Origin of the sequence: Ferrovibrio sp., assembly GCF_029255545.1 — a bacterium.
Taxonomy (GTDB): Bacteria; Pseudomonadota; Alphaproteobacteria; order Ferrovibrionales; family Ferrovibrionaceae; genus Ferrovibrio.
The window spans coordinates 1-18,299 of sequence record NZ_JANLJJ010000059.1 but is presented as its reverse complement, the minus strand read 5'-3'; the positions used below and the strand labels follow the sequence as shown (position 1 = coordinate 18,299).

The window sequence follows — 18,299 nt, the reverse complement described above, 5'->3', positions numbered from 1 at the left end:
ACAACAGTTAACTCCGATGCCGCTGCCCGGCCCGATGGCCCGCGCTCTCCGTTGCGCGTCATGCAGGCGCTGGAGGCGTTGGCTGCAACCGCCGAGGGTTTGTCGCTTGCCCGGCTGGCCGCGCGGCTTCAGACGCCGAAGACCAGTCTGCTCAATCTGCTGCGCTCGCTGGAGGCCGGCAGCTATGTCACGCAGGTTGGAGGCCAATACCAACTCGGCGCCAAGGCGCTCTGGCTCGGCGCATTGATCAGTGCGCGGACACCGCCGGATTCCTCCATCTCGGCCAAGCTGCATCCGCTCCTGCGCGAGATGATGGAGCAATGCGGCGAAACGACCCTGCTAGGCGTGATGGGTGATGACCGCCGGCATGGCGTCTATGTCGACATCGTGGAAGGCAGCAGTCCGATCCGCTTCTCGTCGCTGGTGGGCACGCGGCGACCGCTATTTTGCTCGGCGTTCGGTAAGGCATTGCTCGCTTTTCAGCCGCCGGATGCGATCAAAGCCTATCTGCGTGAGACTGATCTGGTACTCCCCAATGGCGGGCGTCGGCTGCATCCGGAGGAGCTGGTTGGTGTGCTCGCCGCGATCAGGGCAACGGGAATGAGCACCTCCCATGAGGAGATTGTTGAAGGCGCCGGTGGTGTCGCCTCTCCTGTTTTCGACCGCGACAACCGGGTGATTGCGGTATTCTCCATCGCCGCGCCGATCGGCCGGCTGAAATCCCGCCATGACCGGCTCGCCGAACTCGCGCATGTTTTTGGCCTGCGCGCGTCCCGCATGCTCGGCTATACCGGGCAATATCCTGGCAGCAAATAACCTAATCCCTGCCCTCGCCGGTTATTTGCCTGACCGCCGCGGCCCTTTCAATGGCACTTCGCAAGGCGTTGACAGCCGTTGTCGAGCTCGGTTAGCGTATTCCAATATACGAACTTCATTCATTTATTGGAACAACCGGGAGGAAACAGTGGCAGGCAGGTTGACCGCCGACCAGGAAACCATTCGCGACACGATTCTCCGGCTGTGCAGCCAGTTTGGCGACGATTACTGGCTGGCGCGCGACCGGGATGGCGTGTTTCCGGAGGATTTCAGGCAGGCGCTAATCGATGGCGGCTGGCTCGGCCTGACGATGCCGGCCGAATACGGCGGCGCCGGTTTAGGTATCGCCGAAGGCGCCATCATGATGCAGGCGATCGCCGAATCGGGCGCGGGGATGAGCGGTGCTTCGGCGGTACATCTGAACGTCTTCGCCCCCAAGACCATCATCAAATTCGGCAGCGAAGAGCAGAAGCGTCGCATGCTGCCGCCGATCATCCGGGGCGAGGTGATGGCGGCGTTCGGCGTCACCGAGCCCGATGCCGGCCTGGACACCACAAACATCAAAACCAAGGCGGCGCGACAGGGCGATCGCTACATCGTGAACGGGCGCAAAGTCTGGACCACGTTGGCCCAGAAGGCCGAAAAGTTGTTCCTGCTCGCTCGCACCACACCGCGCGAACAATGTGCCAAGCCCACCGACGGCATCTCGCTGTTCTATACCGATCTCGACCGCAGCCGCTGCGAGGCGCGCGAGATCGAAAAGATGGGGCGAAAATGCATCGATTCGAACCAGTTCTTCATCGATGACCTCGAAATACCTGCCAAGGACCGAATCGGTGAGGAAGGCCGTGGCTTCGAATACATCCTCATGGGCCTCAATCCGGAGCGCATCCTGCTCGCCGCAGAGGCGATCGGCCTCGGCCGTGCGGCGCTGAACCGCGCCACCCGCTACGCCAAGGAGCGCGTGGTATTCAATCGCCCTATCGGCAAAAACCAGGCAATCCAGCACCCGCTGGCTGAGAACTGGATGGAGCTGGAAGCGGCAAACCTGATGATGTTGCACGCAGCCGAACTCTACGATGCCGGGAAACCCTGTGGCGCCGAGGCCAATGCGGCGAAGTATCTCGGTGCCGAAGCAGGATTTAAGGCCTGCACCCAGGCTGTTATGACCCATGGCGGCTTCGGCTACTCGAAGGAGTTCCATGTCGAACGCTACATGCGCGAGGTGATGATCCCGCGTATCGCGCCGGTCAGCCGGGAGATGATCCTCAGCTTCATTGCCGAGAAAGTCCTCGGTCTGCCGAAATCCTACTAGTCCCCCGGGGGAGATATTGCTGTGAGAATCGAACAGATCCTGCAATCCACTGCCCTGTGCCGCCGGCTCGGGATCGCCTATCCGATCATGCAGGCGGGCATGGGACAGGTTGCCTATGGGCGCTTGGCCGCCGCTGTATCGGCCGCCGGCGGTCTCGGTGTGATCGGCGCCGGCTACCTGACGGCCGACGAGCTGCGCCGTGAAATCCGGGTGATCCGCGACAGCACCGACAAGCCGTTCGGCGTCGACATTCTTTTTGCCAAGGTATCCGGCGATGATGAGGCCTCGATCACCTATACCCGGCAGGTGCAGGACCAGATCGCCGTCAGCCTTGAGGAACGCGCCCCGGTGCTGATTTCCGGCCTCGGAAATCCGCTGGGCGTGGTCAACGAGGCGCACGAGCGCGGCATGACCGTCATGAGCGTCGTCGGCAATGTGCGGCAGGCGCGGATGCTGGAAGCCCAGGGCGTCGACATGCTGATCGCGTCGGGTGGTGACGGCGGGGGTCATGTCGGCCGCGTCGGCACCGCGGCGCTGGTGCCGGCGGTAACACAGGCGGTGAAGATTCCGGTCATTGCCGGCGGCGGGTTGGCCGATGGGCGCGGCCTGCTCGCCGCGCTTGCCTTCGGCGCCGTCGGTGTTTGGATGGGGACGCGCTTTATCGCCTCCGAGGAGGCCCGGGCGCACGAAAACTACAAGAATGAGCTGGTGGCGCGCGACGAGGAGGGTACAGTGATCAGCCGCGCCCATAGCGGCAAAACCGTGCGCATGCTGCGCAACAGCTTCACAAATTATTGGGATCATAATCAGGACAAGATCCTCCCGTATCCGCGGCAACTGCAGGAGATCGGCTTGCCCGCCACCATCCGCGGCCGTATCGAGGGCGACATCGATAACGGCGTTCTGCCCGCGGGCCAGAGCGTCGGACTGATCCATGCCGTCAAACCCGCCGGCGAGATCGTACGCGACATTTTCGAGGAAGCCTGCGCCGCTTACAGGCAGTCCTTCGCGCTGGAGGGCGTGCCATGATCCGCAGTCTCTTCTTTGCGCCGGCCAACCGGCATGACCTGTTGGCCAAATTCCCCCGCTTCAGGGCCGATTGTTATGCCATCGATCTGGAGGACGGAACGCCCGAGGGCGACAAGGATACTGCCCGCTCGCGCCTTAGTGAAGCAGTGCAGATGCTGCGAGGCACGGATCTGCGCGGCAAGCTCTATGTGCGCATAAACCAGGCCACATCGAAGCACTACCTTCGCGACATCGAAGCGGCCGTGGCCTGCGACATCGATGGCGTGATCGTGCCGAAGCTGGAAAGCCGGGATGAGCTGTTCCCGAATGTCCATGCGATCGAGCATGCCGAGACTGCGCAATCCGGCAAGCGGCGGATTGAGATCATGGCCGGAATCGAATCGATGCGCGGCGTGATCGACGCCGTCGCGTTATGCGCTGCCCACCCGCGCATCACCTCGGCTTTCTTCGGCGCGGAGGATTTTGCCTCCGACATCGGCGCCCGGCGGACGCGAGTCGGCGAGGAGGTTCTCTATGCCCGCTCGCAGGTGGTGCTCGCCGCGAAAGCGGCACGTGTCATCGCCATCGATCAGGCGGTGGTCGAGATCCGTGACGACGATCAGTGCCGCCGGGATGCCGAGAAGGGGCGCGACCTCGGGTATGAGGGCAAGATCTGCGTGGTGCCGCGCCAGGTCGAAATCTGCAATGAGATCTTCGCCCCGACAACTGCGGAGACCGAGCATGCCCGCGAACTCATCGCCGTCTATAACGACGCCGCGCGTCGTGGACTCGGCACCATCGATTTCAAGGGGCAGATGATCGACGGGCCGCTGCTCAAGCGTGCCGAGGCAGTGCTGGAACTGGCTCGCCAGATTGAGGCGCGGGGCTGAGCCATGCAGAAACTGGATGCCGGCAAACTGGACCTCAGGAATATCGTTCGGCCTGGAGACACCATTATCTGGGGGCAGGCCTGCGCCGAGCCGTTGACCTTGACCGAAGCGCTGATGGCGCAGCGTGCCGATCTGGGAGGCATCACAGTCTTTCTCGGCTCCGGATTCTCAGACACCCTGCGGCCGGAATATACCGATCACATCCGCTTTCTCGGCATGGGGGCGGTAGGCAGCAATCGCCGGCTTGCCAAGGCCGGCGTTCTGGACGTCCTGCCGTGTCATGTCTCCAAGATGGAGTCCTATGTCGCCGACGGCATCATCCCCTGCGATGTCGCATTCGTGCAGGTAGCGCCTCGGGATGAAACTGGGCATTTCAGCCTCGGGTTGGCGAGCGACTATATTCGCGCCGCCGTCCGGCGCGCCCGTGTCGTTGTGGCCGAAATGAACGTCAATGTTCCGCAGGTTCCCTGCGTCGAGCCGCTCACCGCCGACGATATCGATTTTCTGGTGGAAAGCGATCGGCCGCTGGTCGAGTTGCCACCCGCCGCAATTACCGACCTGGACCGTACCATTTCCGGCTTCGCGCAGGCCTATATCCCGGATCGGGCCACGCTGCAGGTCGGTATCGGGTCGGTCCCCGAAGCGGTGATGTCCGATCTGCGCAGCCGCCGTGATCTTGGCATCCATTCCGGCATGCTGGGCGACAGCGTGGTCGATCTGGTGGAAGCCGGCGCGATCTCGAATGCCTACAAGGAGGTCGATCCCGGCATCAGCGTCACCGGCGCCCTGATCGGGACGCGGCGTCTGTTCGACTTCTGCCATCGCAACAAAAGCGTGCGCATGCATCCGCTGTCGCATACGCACAACTTTGCCGTCCTGTCGCAGCTCTCGCGGTTTGTGTCGCTGAACTCTGCCGTCGAGGTGGATCTGACGGGACAGGTGAATGCCGAAAGCGCCGGCGGACAGTATGTCGGCGCGGTCGGGGGGCAGGTGGATTATGTCCGTGCTGCTGCCGCTTCGCCCGGCGGCCATTCCATCATCGCCCTGCCGAGTACGGCGCAGAATGGTGCGGTCAGCCGCATTGTCGCGCGTCTGTCCGGGCCTGTCACCACGGCGCGCAGCGATGTGGATGTGATCATCACCGAGTTCGGTGCTGCCAACCTGCAGGGTAAAACCCTGAGTCAGCGCACCCGGACTCTCATCGAAATCGCACATCCGGCGCATCGCGAGTCTCTCGACCGTGCCGTCCATGCCGCTGGAAAGAGTTCCGCATGACCAAGTCCGAAAAGAAACAGGGCCCGCTGTCCGGCATCCGCGTGCTGGACCTGACGTCGGTCCTGATGGGTCCCTATTGCACCCAGATCATGGCCGATCTGGGCGCCGACGTGATCAAGGTCGAAAGCCCCGATGGCGATACTTCCCGCTATGTCGGTCCCAGCAAGACCAAGGGGCGCAGCGGCATGTTCACCAATCTCAACCGCGGCAAGCGGGGCATCGTGCTGGATCTGCGCACGACGGAGGGACGGGATATCTGCCTGCGTCTGGCCGAGACGGCTGATATCGTGCTCCATTCCATGCGGCTGCCCGCCATTCAGCGGCTGGGCCTCGATTATGCAGCTGTATCTGCCGTCAATCCCGGCGTGATCTACGCAAGCCTCTATGGTTACGGCAAGGACGGCCGGTATTCCGGCAGGCCGGCCTATGACGACACGATCCAGGCGATTAGCGGTCTGGCCATGCTGCAGGCCGAGATCAATCCCGAACCGCAATACGTCACCACCGTGGTTGGCGACAAGGTCTGCGCGCTCAGCGCCGCCTATGCGATCATGGCCGCCCTGTTCCACCGGCAGCGTGGCGGCGGGGGCCAGGAGATCGAAGTGCCGATGTTCGAGATCACGGCATCCTTCCTTCTGGTCGAGCATATCGCCGGCGCGGCTTATGACCCGCCGCTCGGCCGTCCGGTCTATGACCGCACGGTCACGCCCTACCGCCGGCCGTACAAGACGCGCAACGGCTATCTTTCCGTGCTGGTCTATAATGACAAGCAATGGCGTCGCTTCACCGAGCTGGCTGGTCGTCCGGCGCTCGCCTCTGATGAGCGGTTCTCCAGCCAGGCGGCGCGCAGCGCCAATATGGCGGCGTTTTGCACCATGGTGGCAGAGGTCATTGCCGAGCGGACCTCGGAGGAATGGCTGGAGCTGCTCGAGCAGGCCGAAATTCCGGTCGCCCGGCTCAACAGCATGGCGGATCTGTATACCGACCCGCATCTGAGCGACGTCGGCTTCTTCCAGGACCTGGATGACCCGCATGATGGCAAGCTGCGTCTGCCGTCTTCACCGGTGCGGTTCTCAAACACGCCGGCGAGCTTCGCGCGTGCGGCACCCCTGCTGGGTGAGCATACGGCTGAGGTTCTGGGTGAGCTCGGGATCGGCGATGCCGAACTCGACGGACTTGAGCAGCGCGGTGCTATCCGGCGCTGGCGGGGGAAGGCAAAAGCATGAGCGACGAGATCCTGTATGACCGCCGGGGTGATGTGGTTGTTATCACCATCAACCGGCCGGAACAGCGCAATGCCATCAGCAAAGCCGTCCGCCTCGGCCTGCGTGCCGCTTTCGAACGCTTTGAGGCCGATGAAACGGCCCTCGTCGCCATTCTGACTGGCTCCGGCGACAAGGCCTTCTGTGCCGGCATGGATCTCAAGGAGGCGGCCGAGACCATGCTGGGGGTGCCGCCGCGCGATTTCCTGCCGGTGATCGGGGATACGGTACATGTAACCAAGCCCGTCATTGCCGCAGTCAATGGTGTCGCCTATGCGGGCGGCTGGCTGCTGACCCAGATGTGCGACCTCTGCATCGCCGCCGAGCATGCCACGTTCGCCATCACCGAGGGCAAGGTCGGCCGCGGCATGCCCTGGGCGGCGCCTCTGGGCTATATCATCCCGCAGCGTGTGATGATGGAATTGCTGCTGACCGGCGATCCGATCAGTGCCAGGCGCGCCTATGAGATCGGCTTTGTCAACCAGGTGGTCCCGGCCGCGGAACTCATGCCGGCGGCTCTGGCGATGGCGGAGAAGATTGCCGGCAACGCACCGTTGACCGTACGCGCCGCGCGGGAACTGGTGTATCTCTCAACGGAAATGGGGCGGTCCGCAGCGCTGCGGGCGGGACATCACGTTTTCGAACGTGTCTACCGCAGCGAGGATGCCCAGGAAGGCCCGCGTGCCTTCAAGGAAAAACGTAAGCCGCAGTGGCGTGGACGCTGAAAACAGCGCGGGTGAGGGAGGACATATGGCAGGGCTGGATAGATTGATCGGAGCGCTCGACCGGCTCTTCCTGTATCTCGCAGGCGCCGGGCTGTTTACCATCATGATGGTCATCGTGGTGGACGTCGTTCTGCGCTATTTCTTCTCCGCGCCGCTCAGCTGGTCGTTCGACCTCATCGGAATGTACCTCGTCACGCTGGTCTTCTTCCTTGCGCTCGCCGATACCTTCCGCCGCGGCGCCCATATCAAGGTCGATCTTTTCGACGTGCTTCGCGGCACCCGATTGCTGCTTGCCGCCGAGATAATCGGTTATTGCGCCTCATTGCTGCTTTTCGCGCTGATCCTACATCAGATGGCGATCAACGGCATTGAGGCCTTTCTGGCCAATGACGTGGTCGACGGCACAATCCCCTGGCCGACCTGGCCGCCATACATCTTTGGCTCGGTCGGCGTCGGATTGCTGATCATCCGCGTCGTGCTGGCCACCATCAATCGAATCATCGCCCTGTTGAGTGGCCGCCCGTTCGAGCAGAAAGGCGGAGATCAACTCGCCGGGGAGCATATGGAATGATTGTCGCCGCCGGAATAATCATACTGCTCCTGCTGCTGGTCTTCGGTATGCCGGTGGCCTTCGCGTTGGGCGTCGCCGGCATGGTCGGTCTGTGGCTCAAGGGCGGTCTGGACATGGTGCTTGGCATCCTGCGTGCCACTCCGCTGTCTACCACGTCGTCCTACGAGCTGATCACCGTGCCGATGTTCATGCTCATGGCGGAATTCATTATCGTCAGCCGCATCGCAGAGGAGCTGTTCGACAGCGCCAAGGTGTGGCTCGGGCGGACACCGGCGGGACTTGCGATAGCAACTGCTCTGGCCGGTGCCGGCTTCGGTGCGATCTCTGGCTCCTCTACGGCGGCGGCCGCCACCCTGTCGGGAACCAGCATCCCGGCGATGATCCGGCACAACTACAATCCTCGTCTTGCTTCCGGCGTCGTTGCCATCTCCGGCACGCTGGCGATGCTGATCCCGCCGTCGATCGCAATCGTGCTGTATGGCCTCATCGCGCAGCTGAGCATCAGCAAGCTGCTGATTGCGGGCATTATCCCGGGCCTGCTGGTCACCCTGGTAATCGCTTTGACGGTTCTGGTCCTTGCGGCGATCAATCCCTCCCATGCGCCCGCCGTCTCGAGTTACTCCCTGCGGGAAAAGGTTGCCTCCTTGCGCATCGTCGGGCCCATGGTAGCGCTGATTATGCTGGTGACCGGCTGTATCTATCTCGGCATCGCCACGCCGACTGAGGCTGCCAGCCTCGGTGCTTTCGGTGCCATGGTGATCGCGGCAATGCGGCGGCGGCTCACCTGGAACAGTTTTTGCAACGCCTTGTTCAGTGCATCCCGCACAACCTGCATGATCGTCCTGATCATCATCTGCGCCCAGGTCTTCGGGTATTACTTCACGCTCACTGGGTTCACCCAGGAACTGGTTTCCTATGTCGGAAATCTCGATGTGTCGCGGTGGTTCATTTTTCTGCTGATCGTGCTGCTGTATCTGGTTCTAGGATGCTTCCTGGACCAGGTGGCGATCCTGTTTCTCACCGTGCCGGTCGTCCTGCCGGTGGTGACGGCGCTGGGCTTCGATCCGATCTGGTTCGGCATCATCATAATCATCACCGCCGAAGTCGGTCTGGTCACGCCGCCGGTCGGGCTGAATGTCTACGTGGTATCGGCCTATTCCAAGATACCGGTCAAGGATATCTTCATCGGCGTCACGCCGCATGTAATCGCGCATATGCTGGTCATTCTTCTCCTGGCCATGTTTCCCGCCCTGGTCATGTGGCTGCCGTCAACAATCGTTCAGTAATCGCGTATGACGGATGTCGCGCGTAAGGTACAGGACGACGGTAGAGGGCGGCTTGCCACTTTCGCGCTGGCCGTCGCCTTCGGGTTCGTCTTTATCTCGCGCGGGGTAGCAGATACCTGGATGGTATTCCTGCTGCCGATCGAGCAGGAATTCGGCGCTACGCGGCAGCAGACAGCAGGCGTCTATTCCACCTATATGCTCGTCTCCGGACTGAGCGCGCCGCTCGCCGGTCTTCTGTTGCGCCGCCTTGGCGCCCGTGTCTGCTATGCGCTCGGGGTTGCATTGATTGCGTTCGCGATGTTGGGCGCGGCTCATGCCGACGGTATCGTCGCTCTGTATCTCTGCATCGGCGTACTGGCCAGTATCGGTATTGCGGCGATCGGGATTGTGCCTGCCTCGGCCCTGATTGGCGGGTGGTTCCGCCAGCGCGTGTCGGTCGCTATGGGAGCGGTTTATGCCGGGCTCGGCACCGGCTCGCTCCTTCTGGTCCCGCTGGCGCAATGGTGGATCGAGTGGCAGGGCTGGCGCAGTACCTATGCCGTCATGGGCTGGACGGTCGCAGTGCTGATTGTGCTCACCTTATTGTTGCCCTGGCGGCGACTGGATCCTGCCGTACCCGCATTGAACGCAAGTTCTGGTGCATCCGGAGACGCGAATGCGAGCCCGAGTCTCACTCAGGCGTTCCGTCGTCCGGAATTCCTCGGGCTAATGGCGACATTCGGCCTGACCGGATTCAGCATGTATGTGGTGATCGTGCAGGTGGTGCCCTTCCTGGTGGAAAGTGGCTATGCGCCCCTGACGGCGGCGACGGCTTTCGGCCTTTCCGGCATGCTCTCTGTCGGCGGCGTGATCCTGTCCGGCTGGCTCTCCGACCGGTTCGGCCTGCGCCCGATCGCATTGCTGAGCTTCGCTTGCACCTACGCCGGCACCCTTTGCCTGTTGGGCCTGAGCTACGCGGTCTCGGAGTGGCTGCTAGCGGCCTATGTCGGCATCTTCGGCATTGCACAGGGCGCGCGCGGACCGATCATCGCAACGATGTCGAACCGCCTTTTCACCGGTCCCGCTGCGGCGGCCATTTATGGCGTGATCTATGCCACCAGCAATGTCGGCGCCGGCTTTGGCGCCTGGCTGTCGGGCTATCTGCACGACTTGTCGGGCAATTACCGGATCGCCCTGATCGTTGCCGCAACAGGCATTCTTCTTGCGGCCATGCCATTCACCTGGCAGACCGCTTTCCGCTCACCGACCCCGATCCGACTGCCGCCCGCATGACCATGGAGATTGCCTGATGTCCTCCGCCGTTGCAGTTCCGCGTCTGGCGGCTTCGCTCATCCTGCTACGTGACGGCGCTGATAGTACCGAAGTCATGATGGTGGAGCGGACCGGATCTGCGAGTTTTGCCGCGGGAAAATTCGTATTTCCGGGCGGCGCGGTGGATGCTGCGGATGCGACACTGGCAACGGGCAATGCAGCCGATGCGACGCTGCGGGTCACCGCCATCCGGGAAACTTATGAAGAATGCGGTCTGCTTCTGGCCGAACCCGAGCCCGAGGCGGTCGCGCCAGCAGCCGACTTCCAGACGCTGCTAAGAAAAGGGGGTTTTGCGCTGGCTACAGATCGCCTGGTGCCCTTTGCCCATTGGATAACACCGCCACATCTGCCGAAACGCTTCGATACTCATTTTTTCCTGGCGCGAGGTCCGTCGCGCCAAGCCGCTGCCGCGGACTTGCGCGAAGTCATGTCCGCGGCATGGCTCCGCCCTTCGGCGGTCGTTGCGGCCGCCGAGGCCTGCGAGCTCAACCTGATGTTCGCCACTTATATGAACCTGCGCTGGCTGGCACGCTACAATACTGTAACGGCCGCACTGGCGGCAGCACGGGAACGACCGATCGTTACCGTGGTTCCCGAACCATCCGATAGTCCCGAAGGCCGGCTGTTCCGGATCCCGGAAGCGGCCGCGTACGGCGAAACGGCCGTGCTGGAAAACCGATTCCGCCGGGCCTGAGTTCCTCACGCAACTGGTCATGGTTGACAGCGCGGAGGTGCGGGTCCTTCATTCCACCGCGTGCTCGCCGGGGCCGCTTGTCTCCAGGATCTCCTCTTCAGCGCGCTGCCAGATTTCGTAGGAAATCGGATTCTCGCTCTCCTCGAGGATATGGCCCACAAGCCCGATCGCGCGTGCCATCACGCCAAAGCCGCGCACGATCTTCCATGGGAAGCCGAACTCGCAGCAGATCGCTCCGATCGCGCCGGTGGCGTTGATCGGCAGCATCTTGCCCGACGCCTTTTCCGCGGCAGCTTGGATCTTCTGGATCAGCGCGACATATTCGCCCGACTTACCGTTCTCCGCCGCAATCTGGAAAAGCCGCGGCGCGCGGGGGTCTACCGGCTTGTGTACCGGATGGCCCAGCCCCGGCACAATTGTCCTGCGGCGGCGGAACGTCTCGACCGTTTTGGCGGCAATGGCGTCGAGATCGGCACCGGTGCCCAGTTTGTCCTCCGGCAACGCCTCGTACAGCATCTTTGAAGCGCCTTCCATCGAGCCGACGAATACCGTGCCCAGCCCGCAGAGCCCAGCCGCGACGGCGGCCTGGAGCGATTCCGGCGCACCCATATAGGTCATGCGCGCGGCCAAGGCAGACGGCGTGATACCATGTTCGACCAGCGTGATGACGAGGGCGTTGAACACCTGGCTTTCCTGGGGCGTGGCCCTGCGGCCCGTCAACTGCAGGAACGCCAGATCGCCGAGATTCATGTGCCCCAGAATCTCGTTCGTCAGGTCCAGTCCGCGCACGCTGATCTTGTCGGGTTTGCTCCAGGCAATGGCGGAGGTGATTTTGTCCTTGCGTCTGGCCATCAGACGGGATCCCAGGAAAAGACGTCCGCCGAAACTTCCAGCGGCGTGAAATGCGATTTGAGCGCGGGAACGGCATGCACGGCGATTGTGTCGGGGGTCCAACCGTCGCCGGAATGCACCGAACGCACCGGCCGCGGCTGGCTCATCAGAAAGACTTCATTCATCCGAACGGCGAAAATCTGGCCCGAGACATCTGCAGCCTCATCGCTCATCAGATAGCAAGCCATAGGCGCGACCTTGGCGGGTGTCATCTTCTTGATCTTTTCGACCCGCGCCTCCTGCTCCGGCGTGTCGGTCTTGATCGACGAAATCATCCGGCTCCAGGCGAAGGGCGCGATGCAGTTGGACCGCACGTTCCAGCGTCTGAGGTCCAGTGCGACGGCTCTCGAAAAAGCCGCGATTCCAAGTTTCGCCGCCGAATAGTTGGCCTGTGCGTAATTGCCGATCAGGCCCGAGGTCGAAGTCATGTGCACCAATGCGCCGCTTTGCTGCTCGCGGAAATAATCAGCTGCAGCGCGGCTGGTGTTGAAGGCGCCATAAAGATGTACCTTCACCACCGCGTCGAAGTCGTCGTATGTCATCTTGTGAAAGAAGCCATCGCGCAGGATCCCGGCATTGTTCACTACGGCGTCGATGCGGCCAAACTCCTTTACGGCGGCCTCGACCATGGCTCGGGCGGCGTCCGGGTCGGTTACGCTGCCGCCATCGGCGATGGCGTTGCCGCCGGCAGCCTTGATCTCGTTCACGACGGCCTGCGCAGCGGTGATAGTTTGCCCGACGCCCTTGAGCGTCGCGCCCAAATCATTGACCACGACCGCCGCTCCTTCGGCTGCCGCCATAAGTGCGACCTCGCGGCCGATCCCGCCACCTGCGCCGGTGACCAGCACGACCTTTCCGTTCAGTATTTTTCCCATATCGGTCCTCCTCATTTCGCTAGGCGAAACTTGTCGAGGCTGCCGGAATGCATCACCCGGCCCATCAGAGGTGCGCCGATGATCTCTTCCGCCTTCGCCGCAGCGGCGATCAGCTTTTCAAGGTCGATGCCCGTCTCGATACCCAGCTCGTGACACAGAAGCACCGCGTCTTCGGTGCAGACATTGCCCGCTGCGCGGGCATGGCCGTGGCCCGCGAAGGGGCAGCCGCCCAGACCCGCCACCGAGGTTTCGAACATGTCCACCCCCATCGACAGTGCCGCATGGATATTGGCGATGCCCAGCCCGCGTGTGTCGTGGAGATGCATTCCGATGCGCGCCCCGGGCGCCAGCTCACGCAGGGCGCCGATCATGCGCTTGACCGCTTCGGGGTTGCCCCAGCCCATCGTGTCGGCGATCACAAGGATAGGTACCGGAATTTCCTCTTCTTCGCAAAGTCGGAGGACAAAGCGGAAGTCGTCCAGAACTTGCTCCTGCGGGATCGGCCCCTGAAGATTGCAGCCGAACGCGGTCATCACATAGGCGGCATCGACGGTGTATCCCGTTTCCTTGTAGAGTCGCACCCATTCGCGCTGCCGCTCGCGCATATCCGCTGAGGAACAGTTATTGTTGGACTGCGCGAACGCTTCGGAGGGATAGAAAAGAAGCCGCGGGTCAATATCGACCCGATGCGCAGATAACGCCTTGCGGAACCCTTTCTCGTTCAGCCAGAGTGCGGTGTATTTCACACTTGGCTTGCGCTTGATGCGCTGGAACAGTTCGCCCGTGTCGGCCATCTGCGGCACGTATCTGGGGCTCACGAAGCTGCCCACCTGGATCCGCTTCAGCCCCGTTTCGCTGAGCATGTCGATCAGTTCAACCCGTTGCTCGATGGGGTACATCTTGGTTTCGATCTGAAAACCCTCGCGCGGGCCTTCTTCACGAAATTCTACAAACTTTGGAAAGTCGGTCATGCCTGCTCCTTTTCGGGTGGTATGATCTCGGCGATCATCTGGCCGCGATTCACCATCATGCCCTTTGAGACCGCAACCTTCGCGGCGATGCCGGGGGCAGACGCCCTGATGGAAATCTCGAGCTTCATCGACTCCAGGACCGCTAATACATCGCCTTCGGCGATCGCATCGCCTTCGGATACTTTGATGTCGACGATCATCCCGGTTAGCGGCGAGGCAACGGTCCGCTCGGCAGCGCTGTCTGCGCCTGCCGAGGCCAAGGGTAGTGCCGGCCGGTAGACCAGTCGGCCCGGCGCCGCGTCGATCTCGATCCCCCCGGCGTGGAGGCGCGCCGTTACCACGTTTACCATTCCACCCTGCGCCACGCGCCATCGACCCGGCGCGATCTCACGGCAGGAGAAGGTGAGGGCGGCTCCGTCAATTCCGTAGACTGTGTAGATGTCGCCGGAGCGGACTGGGCTCACGCAGAGCTCCCCAGAGCTTCCCGCTGCGTCGGTCAGCATGACCCGCTGGCCCGCCTCCATCATTCCGCCGCCAAGGCCGAGCCGCCAGTTTGTGAACACGTCGCGGTTCGACCATGGTTCGGCGGCGCCATCTGAGCGTTCACGAACGACGAAAAGCACGGCAGCCACGGCTTTCCAAAGCCGGGTATCCGGGACTTGCATGGGCGCAGTTAGATCGTTCAGCCGCTCGTCGATCCAGCGGGTGTGGACGTTCATTTTCTCGAAATCGGTGTTGCGGGCCAGCGCGGCCAGGAAGGCGCGATTGGTCTCGACACCTTCGACAGCGACATGATCCAGCGCCTGCGCGAGCCGCGCCAGTGCTGTCTCGCGGTCGGGCGCATGGACGATCAGCTTCGCGATCATGGGATCGTAGTAGGGAGTGACGGTATCGCCGGCCTCGACCCCGCTGTCGATGCGGAGACCGTCGGGCAGGCTGAGCGTGGTCAATCTGCCGGTGGACGGGGCGAACTGCATCGCCGGATCCTCGGCATAGAGCCGCGCCTCGACGGCGTGGCCGTCGACCTTCAGCTCGTCCTGGCTGAGTCCCAGGCCGAGGCCCTCGGCGATACGCAGATGCAGAGCCACGAGGTCGAGTCCCGTGACTGCCTCGGTGACAGGATGTTCGACCTGGATGCGCGGGTTCACCTCGAGGAAGAAGTACTCCTTTCCCACCACGAGGAACTCCACTGTGCCGAGCCCCCGGTAGTCGAGTGTCTCGCCAAGGCGCACCGCGTCACGGGTGATCGCGTCGAGAAGCGCGCGGGGCAGGCCCCAGGCGGGCGCCTCCTCGATCACCTTCTGATGGCGGCGCTGGAGCGTGCAGTCGCGCTCGAACAGATGCACTACATGGCCCTTGCCGTCACCGGCAATCTGCACCTCCACGTGACGGGCCTCGGACAGGAAGCGTTCCAGCAGGAGACCTTCCGAGCCGAAGGTCGACTTCGCCTCACGCATCGCCCCCTCGATGTCGGCGGCCAGGGTCTTCTCGTCAACTACGAGCCGCTGCCCGCGTCCGCCGCCGCCGCCCACTGCCTTCAGCAGCACGGGCAGCCCCATCCGGCGCACTTCGGCGGCGATTTTGTCGGGATCGGACAGGGTGCCTGCGGCCCCCGAAATCACCGGCAGACCGGCGGCGATGGCCGCCTCCTTGGCGGTGGCTTTGTCGCCGAAGCGTTCCAGGGTTTCCGGCGTCGGCCCCATGAAGATCATGCCGGCGGCCTCGACCGCGCGCGCGAATTCGGGGTTCTCGGCGAGGAAGCCGTAGCCGGGATGGATGGCGTCGGCCCCAGCGTCCTTCGCCGCGGCCAGCACTGCGTCAATGCGCAGGTAGCTTTCCGGGGCAGGCCCGCCGCCGATCCAGATCGAGTGGGCGATCTCGCGTACGTGGAGCGAATTGGCATCGGCCTCGGAATGGACTCCGACGGGTATGATGCCGCAGCTCCTCGCCGTGCGGGCGATCCGGCAAGCGATTTCGCCGCGGTTGGCGATAAGAAGCGTCTTGATCTTCACTGCAGCCGCCTCACATCCTGAACACGCCAAAGTGGGTTTCGGCTCTCGGCCGCCGCGAGGTGATGTCGAGCAGCAGCGCCAGGACTTCGCGCGTTTCGCAGGGCTCGATCACGCCGTCAACCCAGAGATTCGAGGCGAAGTTATAGGCGCCCTGAAAATCCTCATATTCCTTGCGGATAGGCGCCTTGAAGGCTTCTTCCTCCTCCTTTGTCCATGCCTTGCCCTCGCGCCCGTTGATCTGGGCACGCACCTGGGCCAGCACGCTGGCGGCCTGTTCCGGCCCCATGATGGCCGCGCGGCCCGTGGGCCAGGCAAACATCGCATCAGGTTGAAAAGGGCGGCCTAGCATGGCCAGATATCCGGCTCCGTACGAACCCCCTGTAATGATGGTGAATTTCGGCACGCGAGCGGAGGACATGGCGGTGATCATCTTGGCGCCCGCCTTGGCGATTCCCATCTGCTCGACCTCGCGGCCCACCATGAAGCCATTGACGTCGGCCAGAAACAGCAGCGGGATGTCGCGCTGCACGCAAAGATTGATGAAATGCGTGGCCTTCAGCGCCGCTTCCACGAACAGCACGCCGGTATTGGCAAGAATCCCCACCTCATGCCCGTGAATGCGGCCCCAACCGGTCATCAGAGTGTCGCCGTAGAGCGGCTTGAACTCATGGAACTGGCTGTCGTCCACCAGCCGCGCGACGATTTCGCGGTTCTCAGTGGGTACCTTGGGGTTACGGCTTACGATGCCGTAAATCTCTTCCACGGGGTAGGCCGGGGGGCGCGGCGGGGCCGGGCTCTTGCGCGGGAAGGGCTTCTCGCCCAGATGCTTGACGATCTCTCGCGTGATGGCGAGCGCATGGGCGTCATCCTCGGCCAGATGGTCGGTTACACCCGAGACCGAGCAGTGCATCTTGGCGCCGCCAAGGATCTCGTTATCGACCTTCTCGCCAGTGGCGGCGAAGGTGAGTTCCGGCCCACCAAGATACATGAAGCCCTGGCCGCGCACGATGACCACCTCGTCGCAAAGCGCCGGAATATAGGCACCGCCAGCGGTGCAGGGGCCCATGACCACGGCGATCTGCGGTACGCCGTCGCCTGACATCCCAACTTGATTGTGAAATATCGAGCCGAACTGGCCTTCGTCGGGGAAGATGTTTTCCTGATCAGGCAGAAACGCGCCGCCGGAATCGACCAGCGTCACGACAGGCAGGCGATTGGCCCAGGCGACCCGCTGGGCGCGCACGTGCTTTCGACAGGTCATGCCGAAGTAGGTGCCGCCCTTCACGGTAGCGTCGTTGGCGATGATCATGCAGTGACGGCCCTCGATCACCCCGATGCCGGTGATGATGCCCGCGCCGGGCGGTACGCCCTCATACCTGTCGAGGCCGGCCAGTTCGCCGAGTTCCAGGAACGGCATGCCAGGGTCGACCAGCCGCTCAACTCGTTCGCGTGGCAGGATCTTGCCCTTCTTCACATGGCGTTCCTGCGCGCTTTCCGGTCCGCCGACACGCTGGGTGCGCCGCAGTGCGTACAACTCGGCCACCTTGGCGCGATAATGCGTTTCGTTCGCCCGAAAGTCTTCCGATCCGGGGTCGAGCAGGGATTTCAGCTTTGTCATGGCAGGTTGGGGAATTTTCTCAAAACGAAGGCTATCTTGGCCGCTCCTGGCTTTTCGAAGGTGTCGGGATCGACGATCCTGACATCGGCCTTGAACACCAAAGCGTCGCGCAGGCGCTGCTCAATCTTTTTCTTCAGAGTCGGATCGGCCTCGGGCTTGAGGGCGGGTCCGCGCTCGACAATGATTTTCAGCGCCTCCTGCGTGGTGTGACCCTCAAAGTCAGCCACCACACGCATCACGCCATTCGTTTCTGGCACCATCTCGTTGACGATGCTGTGAATTGCCGAGGGGAATACGTTGGCACCGCGCACGATCAGCATGTCATCGGTGCGCCCTGTACAACGGATCTTGGGACCCGTCCGGCCGCAGGGGCAGGTCGTGCCCAGGACCTCGATGAAATCGCCAGAGCGGAAGCGCACTAGCGGGCTCGCCCGGCGACCGAGGGCGGTGTAGATCATCTCGCCCTTGGCGCCCTCCTCCCAAGGGATGATCTTGCCGGTATCAGGGTCGAGCAACTCGGTGATGATATAATCCATGCTGACCATGTGCATGCCAGACTGCCGGTCACATTCGGCCCAGTACGTAACACCCAGGTCGGTACCGCCCAGCATCTCGGTGCACTTGGCGCCCCAGAGTTTTTCGATCTTGTCGCGGATCGCCGGAATGCCGCCCCCCGGCTCGCCGCCGACGATGGCTCGTTCCACTCCCAGTCTGCTCGCTGGGACGCCCAGTACCTCTTCGGCCTTCTCCGCCAGGTGGATCACGAAATTCGGCGCCCC

Annotated in this window: 17 protein-coding genes; 11 read left to right on the top strand and 6 right to left on the bottom strand. The window is 62.8% G+C overall.

From position 1 onward, the window contains the following. Positions 1 to 60 precede the first annotated feature (60 nt). Genes Q1J79_RS11720 through Q1J79_RS11670 form a run of 11 tightly spaced genes read left to right on the top strand, consistent with a single transcriptional unit; the run spans position 61 to position 11,153 of the window. Entirely contained in the window at positions 61 to 816 is a 756-nt protein-coding gene (locus Q1J79_RS11720) for an IclR family transcriptional regulator (protein ID WP_300300468.1), read from the top strand. Further along, positions 728 to 2,131, top strand: coding sequence for an acyl-CoA dehydrogenase family protein (locus Q1J79_RS11715; protein ID WP_300300466.1), 1,404 nt, complete (start codon positions 728 to 730; stop codon positions 2,129 to 2,131). Before Q1J79_RS11720 ends, Q1J79_RS11715 begins: the two co-directional genes overlap by 89 nt. Before the next feature lie 21 nt (positions 2,132 to 2,152). Then, entirely contained in the window at positions 2,153 to 3,160 is a 1,008-nt protein-coding gene (locus tag Q1J79_RS11710; protein ID WP_300300464.1) for a nitronate monooxygenase, read from the top strand. Beyond that, positions 3,157 to 4,029: a CoA ester lyase gene (locus tag Q1J79_RS11705; RefSeq protein WP_300300462.1), complete on the top strand. Its 873-nt coding sequence runs from the start codon at positions 3,157 to 3,159 to the stop codon at positions 4,027 to 4,029. Before Q1J79_RS11710 ends, Q1J79_RS11705 begins: the two co-directional genes overlap by 4 nt. A gap of 3 nt (positions 4,030 to 4,032) precedes the next feature. After that, the gene (locus tag Q1J79_RS11700; protein WP_300300459.1) at positions 4,033 to 5,304 is read left to right on the top strand and encodes an acetyl-CoA hydrolase/transferase C-terminal domain-containing protein; all 1,272 of its coding nucleotides are present in this window, start codon (positions 4,033 to 4,035) and stop codon (positions 5,302 to 5,304) included. Next, complete coding sequence (locus Q1J79_RS11695) at positions 5,301 to 6,530, top strand: CoA transferase (RefSeq protein WP_300300457.1); 1,230 nt, start codon at positions 5,301 to 5,303, stop codon at positions 6,528 to 6,530. Before Q1J79_RS11700 ends, Q1J79_RS11695 begins: the two co-directional genes overlap by 4 nt. After that, a complete protein-coding gene (locus Q1J79_RS11690) occupies positions 6,527 to 7,291 on the top strand; it encodes an enoyl-CoA hydratase-related protein (protein WP_300300455.1) in 765 nt (254 codons plus the stop codon). Before Q1J79_RS11695 ends, Q1J79_RS11690 begins: the two co-directional genes overlap by 4 nt. 25 nt (positions 7,292 to 7,316) lie before the next feature. Then, on the top strand, positions 7,317 to 7,862 hold the full coding sequence (locus Q1J79_RS11685) for a TRAP transporter small permease (protein WP_300300452.1): 546 nt from the start codon (positions 7,317 to 7,319) through the stop codon (positions 7,860 to 7,862). Further along, a complete protein-coding gene (locus tag Q1J79_RS11680) occupies positions 7,859 to 9,148 on the top strand; it encodes a TRAP transporter large permease subunit (RefSeq protein WP_300300449.1) in 1,290 nt (429 codons plus the stop codon). Before Q1J79_RS11685 ends, Q1J79_RS11680 begins: the two co-directional genes overlap by 4 nt. Before the next feature lie 6 nt (positions 9,149 to 9,154). After that, complete coding sequence (locus Q1J79_RS11675; protein WP_300300447.1) at positions 9,155 to 10,420, top strand: MFS transporter; 1,266 nt, start codon at positions 9,155 to 9,157, stop codon at positions 10,418 to 10,420. 16 nt (positions 10,421 to 10,436) lie between these two features. Further along, positions 10,437 to 11,153 carry an NUDIX domain-containing protein gene (locus Q1J79_RS11670; protein ID WP_300300444.1) on the top strand — a complete coding sequence of 239 codons (717 nt, stop codon included), beginning with the start codon at positions 10,437 to 10,439 and terminating at the stop codon, positions 11,151 to 11,153. Positions 11,154 to 11,201: 48 nt separating this feature from the next. Here the strand turns inward: Q1J79_RS11670 and Q1J79_RS11665 are convergent, their stop codons facing one another. The 6 genes from Q1J79_RS11665 to Q1J79_RS11640 all read right to left on the bottom strand — a co-directional run. Beyond that, entirely contained in the window at positions 11,202 to 12,005 is an 804-nt protein-coding gene (locus Q1J79_RS11665) for a citryl-CoA lyase (RefSeq protein ID WP_300300442.1), read from the bottom strand. After that, complete coding sequence (locus Q1J79_RS11660) at positions 12,005 to 12,919, bottom strand: SDR family NAD(P)-dependent oxidoreductase (RefSeq protein WP_300300440.1); 915 nt, start codon at positions 12,917 to 12,919, stop codon at positions 12,005 to 12,007. The genes Q1J79_RS11665 and Q1J79_RS11660 overlap by 1 nt, the downstream gene beginning before the upstream one ends. Positions 12,920 to 12,930: 11 nt before the next feature. Beyond that, positions 12,931 to 13,890, bottom strand: coding sequence for a hydroxymethylglutaryl-CoA lyase (locus Q1J79_RS11655; protein WP_300300439.1), 960 nt, complete (start codon positions 13,888 to 13,890; stop codon positions 12,931 to 12,933). Continuing rightward, positions 13,887 to 15,902 carry a biotin carboxylase N-terminal domain-containing protein gene (locus Q1J79_RS11650; RefSeq protein ID WP_300300436.1) on the bottom strand — a complete coding sequence of 672 codons (2,016 nt, stop codon included), beginning with the start codon at positions 15,900 to 15,902 and terminating at the stop codon, positions 13,887 to 13,889. Before Q1J79_RS11650 ends, Q1J79_RS11655 begins: the two co-directional genes overlap by 4 nt. A 10-nt stretch (positions 15,903 to 15,912) precedes the next feature. Further along, complete coding sequence (locus Q1J79_RS11645; RefSeq protein ID WP_300300434.1) at positions 15,913 to 17,520, bottom strand: acyl-CoA carboxylase subunit beta; 1,608 nt, start codon at positions 17,518 to 17,520, stop codon at positions 15,913 to 15,915. Continuing rightward, positions 17,517 to 18,299: phenylacetate--CoA ligase family protein (locus tag Q1J79_RS11640; RefSeq protein ID WP_367182983.1), on the bottom strand; the 783-nt coding region annotated here is incomplete at its 5' end. The genes Q1J79_RS11645 and Q1J79_RS11640, both read right to left, overlap by 4 nt.

Bases quoted from the DNA above. Each gene is read 5' to 3' on its own strand.
- Q1J79_RS11645 (WP_300300434.1), bottom strand. From the start codon at position 17,520: ATGACAAAGCTGAAATCCCTGCTCGACCCCGGATCGGAAGACTTTCGG.
- Q1J79_RS11660 (WP_300300440.1), bottom strand. From the start codon at position 12,919: ATGGGAAAAATACTGAACGGAAAGGTCGTGCTGGTCACCGGCGCAGGT.
- Q1J79_RS11665 (WP_300300442.1), bottom strand. From the start codon at position 12,005: ATGGCCAGACGCAAGGACAAAATCACCTCCGCCATTGCCTGGAGCAAA.
- Q1J79_RS11695 (WP_300300457.1), top strand. From the start codon at position 5,301: ATGACCAAGTCCGAAAAGAAACAGGGCCCGCTGTCCGGCATCCGCGTG.
- Q1J79_RS11675 (WP_300300447.1), top strand. From the start codon at position 9,155: ATGACGGATGTCGCGCGTAAGGTACAGGACGACGGTAGAGGGCGGCTT.
- Q1J79_RS11670 (WP_300300444.1), top strand. From the start codon at position 10,437: ATGTCCTCCGCCGTTGCAGTTCCGCGTCTGGCGGCTTCGCTCATCCTG.
- Q1J79_RS11680 (WP_300300449.1), top strand. From the start codon at position 7,859: ATGATTGTCGCCGCCGGAATAATCATACTGCTCCTGCTGCTGGTCTTC.
- Q1J79_RS11655 (WP_300300439.1), bottom strand. From the start codon at position 13,890: ATGACCGACTTTCCAAAGTTTGTAGAATTTCGTGAAGAAGGCCCGCGC.
- Q1J79_RS11705 (WP_300300462.1), top strand. From the start codon at position 3,157: ATGATCCGCAGTCTCTTCTTTGCGCCGGCCAACCGGCATGACCTGTTG.
- Q1J79_RS11715 (WP_300300466.1), top strand. From the start codon at position 728: ATGACCGGCTCGCCGAACTCGCGCATGTTTTTGGCCTGCGCGCGTCCC.
- Q1J79_RS11720 (WP_300300468.1), top strand. From the start codon at position 61: ATGCAGGCGCTGGAGGCGTTGGCTGCAACCGCCGAGGGTTTGTCGCTT.
- Q1J79_RS11690 (WP_300300455.1), top strand. From the start codon at position 6,527: ATGAGCGACGAGATCCTGTATGACCGCCGGGGTGATGTGGTTGTTATC.
- Q1J79_RS11685 (WP_300300452.1), top strand. From the start codon at position 7,317: ATGGCAGGGCTGGATAGATTGATCGGAGCGCTCGACCGGCTCTTCCTG.
- Q1J79_RS11700 (WP_300300459.1), top strand. From the start codon at position 4,033: ATGCAGAAACTGGATGCCGGCAAACTGGACCTCAGGAATATCGTTCGG.